This window comes from Streptosporangium sp. NPDC002607, from assembly GCF_053592655.1.
In genome coordinates this window covers 165310-171472 of sequence record NZ_JBSFWD010000017.1, presented here as the reverse complement: position 1 = coordinate 171472, position 6163 = coordinate 165310, and the positions used below count along the sequence as shown (strand labels likewise).

General features: G+C 70.8%; 7 protein-coding genes. All 7 read right to left on the bottom strand.

Translation table 11 applies throughout. The features are described 5' to 3' along the window. Nucleotides 1-292: 292 nt before the first annotated feature. Complete coding sequence (locus ACWD3H_RS21025) at nucleotides 293-2020, bottom strand: ABC transporter ATP-binding protein (protein ID WP_451956149.1); 1728 nt, start codon at nucleotides 2018-2020, stop codon at nucleotides 293-295. A 209-nt stretch (nucleotides 2021-2229) separates the two neighbouring features. Next, complete coding sequence (locus tag ACWD3H_RS21020; protein ID WP_451956148.1) at nucleotides 2230-3450, bottom strand: beta-ketoacyl-[acyl-carrier-protein] synthase family protein; 1221 nt, start codon at nucleotides 3448-3450, stop codon at nucleotides 2230-2232. Then, the gene (locus ACWD3H_RS21015) at nucleotides 3447-3695 is read right to left on the bottom strand and encodes an acyl carrier protein (protein ID WP_084195145.1); all 249 of its coding nucleotides are present in this window, start codon (nucleotides 3693-3695) and stop codon (nucleotides 3447-3449) included. The genes ACWD3H_RS21020 and ACWD3H_RS21015 overlap by 4 nt, the downstream gene beginning before the upstream one ends. Nucleotides 3696-3941: 246 nt before the next feature. Further along, nucleotides 3942-4130 (bottom strand): hypothetical protein, encoded by a 189-nt coding sequence (locus tag ACWD3H_RS21010; RefSeq protein ID WP_451956147.1) that lies wholly within the window; start codon nucleotides 4128-4130, stop codon nucleotides 3942-3944. 115 nt (nucleotides 4131-4245) lie between these two features. Then, on the bottom strand, nucleotides 4246-4554 hold the full coding sequence (locus ACWD3H_RS21005) for a hypothetical protein (protein ID WP_350924866.1): 309 nt from the start codon (nucleotides 4552-4554) through the stop codon (nucleotides 4246-4248). A gap of 61 nt (nucleotides 4555-4615) precedes the next feature. Continuing rightward, nucleotides 4616-5368, bottom strand: a complete 753-nt coding sequence (locus ACWD3H_RS21000; protein WP_451956146.1) for a hypothetical protein — start codon at nucleotides 5366-5368, stop codon at nucleotides 4616-4618. A 39-nt stretch (nucleotides 5369-5407) separates the two neighbouring features. Continuing rightward, entirely contained in the window at nucleotides 5408-6127 is a 720-nt protein-coding gene (locus ACWD3H_RS20995) for a FadR/GntR family transcriptional regulator (protein ID WP_451956145.1), read from the bottom strand. Between the last annotated feature and the right edge of the window lie 36 nt (nucleotides 6128-6163).

Sequence of the window (6163 nt, the reverse complement as noted above, 5' to 3'; positions counted from 1 at the left end):
CCGCGGGCGGCACGCCCGCGACACCCCCCCGGTGGTGGCCGTAACGATCGTCGCGCCCCGATCTTCGTCCCGCACGGACGGGATCGGGAGATCGAATGCGGCGCGCGCCCGATGGGCACCCCGGTGCGAAGGAGAGGCTTCGCACAGGCGGGGATGCCCGGTTCACTGGATGGCGAATCAGGCCATCGGCCCGGTGTCCGAATTATTCCTTTGTGAACGATATGAATTTACACAACCGCGCCAGAACCACCGCGCTGCCTTCACCATGCCGGGAAACCGCCGAGCGGCGGGACTAGCCGGGCAGCAGGAGTTGGGTGGCGGCCAGCTCGCGGTAGAGGGCGTCGTCGCCGAGCAGCTCGTCGTGGGTGCCCACCGCCCGCACCCGGCCCGCCTCCATCACCACGATCCGGTCGGCCCCGGTCACCGTGGAGAGGCGGTGTGCGATCACCAGCACCGTCGTCTCCGCCGCCACCTCCGCGATCACCTCGCGGAGCCGCAGCTCGTTGACCGCGTCGAGCTGGGAGGTGGCCTCGTCGAGCAGCAGGAGCCGGGGGCTGCGCAGCAGGGCACGGGCGATGGCGACCCGCTGACGCTCGCCGCCGGAGAGCAGGATCCCCCGATGGCCGACTCTGGTGTCCAGCCCCTCGGGGAGCCTGGAGACCAGGTCCTCCAGGCGGGTGCGGGCGAGCACCCGCCTGATGTCGGCCTCCTCCACGCCCGGCGCGGCGAAGACGAGGTTCTCCCTGAGCGTGCCGTCCAGCACCGGCGCGTCCTGCTCGACGTAGCCGAGGCAGGCGCGCAGCTCGGCCAGCGGCCAGTCCCCGATGTCGCGGCCGTCGATCCTGATCGTCCCCGACTGCTGCTCGTAGAACCGCTCCAGCAGGGCGAAGACCGTGGACTTGCCCGCACCGGACGGCCCCACCAGGGCGGTCAGCCCGCCCGCGGGCACCTCGAAGGAGACGTCGTCGTGGATGATCGGCCTGTCGTCGCCGTAGCGGAAGACGACGCTCTCGAAGGAGACCCAGGCCGGAGTGCTCCCGACCTCGTAGACCTTGCCGCCCGTCTTCTCGACGGGAAGCTCCTCGATCTCGCGGATCCGCCGCACCGCGGCCAGGCCGTTCTGCAACTGCGTGAAGCCCTGGACCAGCTGGCCGATGGGGGCGACCAGGTAGAACAGGTAGAGCAGAAAGGCGATCAGCGAGGAGACCTCCAGCGTGCCCGAGGAGACGCGCGCGCCGCCCACGCCGAGCACGGCCACGAAGGCCAGCTGCGCGGAGACCCACGCCGAGATACCGGCGATCGAGGTCAGCCAGGCGACGGCGATCCCCCGGTCACGCGCCTCGCGGGCCGCCTCACTCACCGCGGCGATCTCCCGCTCCTCGGCACCGCTGGCCTTGACGGTACGGAACGCCTGGAGCACCCGGTCCAGGACCGCGCCCATCTCGCCGACCGCGATCTGGGCCTGCGTCGAGGCCCGCTGGATACGGGGCAGGACCAGGCCGACGAGCCCGCCGACCAGGACCAGCACTCCCAGCGTGATGAGCAGCAGCGCCCAGTCCATGATCGCCATCATGACCACGGCGCCGACGAGCATGAAGAGCGAGCTGACCGTCTCGACCACGCTGTTGGCGAACACCGCGCGTAGCAGCGTGGTGTCGGAGGTCACCCGGGACATCAGGTCACCGGGTTTGAGCCGGTCGACCTCGGACGTGCGCAGCCGCAGCATCCGGTCGACCAGGCCGCGGCGGGCGGAGAAGACGATGCTCTCCCCCATCCGCTCCAGCACGTAGCTGCCCAGCGCGCCGAGGCCGGCTCCCACCAGCACGGCGGCGGTCAGCCCCAGCACGGGGCCGAGCAGGGAACGCTGCTCACCGAAGGCGTCGACCACCGTCTTGGCCAGGAGCGGCATCGCCAATCCCGCCAGCGAGCCGACGAGGCTGAGCACCCCGCCCAGCAGCAGGGTTTTCCGGTGGGGCCCTAAATAGGCGACCAGCAACCGCCAGGACGCGGTCTCGGACAATGCGATCCCCCTTCGAAACGACGCGATCGACCTCCGGCCGCTTTTCCTGTTTACCTCGCACGAGTCCACCCCGAGCGCCTTCGCCATATTTCGCAACGAAAGTCGGTGACGTCACCAATTTTGTCAACCAAAACTGACATCAGGGGGTCGACGAAGGCCCCGCCGGTTCGGCGCCGTTTCACGGCGGGCCGGCGGGGCCGTACGGAATGTCAGGAGTCCAGGGAGGGGGTGAGGACCAGGCAGGCGTTGCTGCCCCCGAAGCCGAAGGAGTTGGACAGGACGGGGGCGACGGCCACGGACCGGGGCTCAGCGCAGACGATGTCGATGAGGTCGGCCTCGGGGCCGCCCGCGAAGTTGGCGGTCGGGGGAATCAGGCCCTCTCGGGCCGACAGCAGGGCGATGACCGCCTCCAGCGCGCCCGCGCCGCCGACGAGGTGGCCGGTCACGCCCTTGGTCGAGGTCACCGGGGGCGTACGGCCACCGAAGCACGCGTGCAGGGCGGCGGCCTCGGCGCTGTCGTTGTGCGGGGTCGAGGTCCCGTGGGCGTTGACGTGCCCGACGTCGCCGGTGTCGAGTCCGGCGTCGAGCAGGGCGGCGCGCATGCACCCGGCCGCCACCGAGCCGTCCCTGAGCGGCGCCACGATGTGGTTGGCGTCGCAGTTGGCCGCGTAGCCGCTGACCTCGCCGTAGACACGGGCGCCCCGCGCCTCGGCGAGGTCGGCGCGCTCCAGGACCAGAAAGGCCGCGCCCTCCCCCATGACGAAGCCGTCACGGTCGGCGTCGAACGGGCGGGACGCCTCCGAGGGGGCGTGCGTCCGCTCCGACAGGGCGCCGACCCGGGCGAAGGCCTCCATCGCGAGCGGGGAGAGCAGCGCGTCCAGGCCTCCGGCGACGGCGGAGCCGACCACGCCCGAGCGGATCGCGCGCAGCGCCTCGCCGATCGCGGTGGCCCCGCTGGCACAGGCCGTGTTGAAGGTGAGGCACGGCCCCCTGAAGCCGTACCTGATGGCGACGCGCGAGGCCGTCGAGCTGGACATCAGCGTCGGAACCGCGTGGACCGGCACCTTCTCCCTGCCGAGCGTGTGCCCCACGATCAGGTTCTCCAGGGTGGCGAACCCGCCGCCGCCGGTGCCCACGTACACCCCGCAGCCCTCGGCGGGCAGGCCGTCCGCGTCGGTGACGGCGTCGATCGCCGCGGCGAGGCCGATCTGGGAGGTCCGGTCGAGGGTCCGGAGCTCGCGCCCGCCGAAGTAGTCATCCGGCTCGAACGGCGCCAGCGGGCACCCGATCGAGACCGGCACCCGGGCGTCGGCCAGTTCGGGGATGGCGGTCGCGAGCGACTTGCCCGCGAGCACCGTGGCGAAGACCTCCCCCGCCGTGTTGCCCGCCGGGCTCTTGACCCCCAGCCCCGTGACGACGACGCGCGTCACCGGGCCGCCAGCGCGGCGTGCAGTACGCCCGCCATGTCGGCGACGGTCTGCGCCCCGGCGAAGTCACTGGGGTCGAGCTGGATGCCCAGCTTCTCCTCGATGATGACGGAGATCTCCACCCATTCCAGGCTGTCGATCTGGTGGTCGGCGATGGTGGCCCCCGGCTTCACCTGATCGCTCGGTACGCTCAGCACCTCGGCGATCGCCGACCGGACCACGGATGTCGCTGAATCGAGGCTTGTCATTCGCCCACCTTTAAAAGGATTGGTCCACTCGCGCCCCTGCAATGCCTTCGGACTATAGCGAAACAGACATATATTCTGTCTATGTACGACCAGGCGGAATTCTCGAAATTTCTACTCATTAAGTGATGAGCAGTGCGGGGAAAACCACCCCTCCCGGGGCCGGCCCGAAGAGCGGCCGCCGCGTACCGGTGCCCCGCCGATCCGGAGCCGGCAAGGAGCCCATCGGCGGGACACCGGCGAGCGGGGTCAGTGGCGGCGGACGCCGTACTCCCTGCGCATCTCCGCGACGGTGTCCAGGATCTCGTCCCGGGTCTTCAGCAGCCTCGCCTCGGCCTCCTCGGTTCTGGCCTCGGCCACCAGCCGGCGGTTGCCCGTCCGGCCGGCCAGCCTCCGCTTGACCCTGGCCTTCAGTTCGCGCAGGTTGAACTTCTCCATCAGACCCATGATCGGCACCCCTTCGGCAGGCAGGGCCGTCATCTGCCCGGCGCGCGGCCGGATATGCACGGGTTTGAAAGCTCACCACGACCGGCCGCCGCTTTCCCCTCGTTCCTCAGTCGGGGTCGGGGACGTCGTCGTAGTCGATGTCGCCCTCCTCCGCGCGGCGCAGCCCGATGTCCTCCACCCAGGCGCCGGCGAACCGGCGGATCTCCCAGAGCCGCTCGCCCCGCACGCCGTGGGCCTCGAAGTCCTCGTCGGCGATCAGGGCGACGAACTCCAGCCGCATCACCAGCTCGGCGAGCGAGAACCCCTCGTCGTACCGGCGGGCGAGGTGTTCGAGTTCGCGAAAACCGTACGGCTCGGAGACCGAGGCGACGTCGATGACGTCGCGGGCGAGACCGCGCTCGTGCAGTGCCCACACTCGCGGGCCGACCTCGGCTCCCGGTCCACACGGCGAGGGCGACGGCGAGGGCATCGGCGGTTCAGCGGCGGGAGCGGCGGCGGGTGGAGGGGAGGTCATGACGGCCGGAGACGAACTCCTGGAAGGCGATCTTGCCGCGGATCACCGGGCGGCGCCAGCGCTCCTCGCGGCGCTCGGCCCTGGCCATCTTGCGGAGCCGCGGGTGCCGGGCGCCCGGGGCGAAGAACCAGTGTGCCCAGGGCGATCCCGGGCGGGCCAGCCGCACGGCCCCCGGCACCAGGAGGATCGGCACGAACAGCCCGACCAGGCCCGTCCAGATCTTGCCCTTGAGCAGCGTGACCACGGCGAGCCCGAGGTTGGTAACGATGAGGCCGGCGGTCAGCCAGGTGCCCCTGGGGGTGCCGTCGGAGTTCTCCCAGCCGAGGGGGCGCAGGCCGAGCAGGAGCAGGCCGGTGATCGCGACGGCGATGAACACCGCGTCCACGGAGGCTCGGCCCTCCTCCTCCCAGTAGACGTCGCGCAGGTGCAGGATCAGCGCGAACTCGTCGAGGACGAGGGCGGCGCCGATACCGAAGATCGCCGCCGTCACCGCGTACCAGCCCTCGGAGACCCCGGAGACGACGAGGCCGGACACCCCGCCGAGCAGGGTCAGCACCACGCCGAACACCACATGGTGAATGTGCATCTCGCCGACGTTGACGTTACGGAACCAGCCGATCTTGGCCCGGATGAGCCGGACGTTGATCCTGGTGAACACGAAGGCGACGATCAGCGCGACAAAGAAACAGAACAGCGGCAGCCGTTCTGTTTCCATGATCCGATCTCGGAACACATCCCCCACCGTTTTATCAGGCTATGCGAGGAAGCCCCGTAGCAGCGCGGCGGTGCCCTCAAGGTGCTCGGCCACGGCGCGGCGCGCGCCCTCGGGGTCGCCGGCCAGGATCGCCGTCACGATCGCCTCGTGCTGGATCGCGGCGTGCTCGATGTTGCGCCGGAGCACCGGGATGGCGTTGAGCAGGTCGGTGACCCGCAGCCGGGCGTCGGCGCAGGCCGCGGCGAGCAGCGGGGAGCCGGTCAGCTCGGCGATGGCCAGGTGGAAGGCCGTGTCGAGACGGCGGTAGTCGTCGGGCCCCGCCGAGTTGACCTCACGCAGCCGCTCCCGCAGGGCGTCGCGCCGCTCCTCGGTGAGCGTGGTGGTGGCGAGCACCTGGGCGGCGCCGCACTCCACGGCCATCCTGAAGGTGAGCGCGTCGCCCAGGTCGTCGGTGCCCATGTCGGCGACCGCCCTGCGCAGGTCGTCACGGCGCGGGCGCGGCGGGGTGTAGGTGAGAAAGGCGCCGCCGTACCTGCCACGGCGCACGGTGAGGTAGCCCGCCTCCGCCAGGGCGCGGATGGCCTCGCGCAGAGTGACCCTGCTGATCCCGAGCTGGGCGGCGAGTTCCCGCTCGGGCGGCAGCTTCTCGGCTACCAGCCCCAGCTTGATGACCTGGAGCAGGCGCTCCACGGTCTCCTCGAACGCGTTACCCGCGCGCACCGGCCGCAGCACGGTCGCCAGTCGCGACACCTCGTCCAATTGATCTCCTCCGACCCTTGACAATGCTCCCCCCGC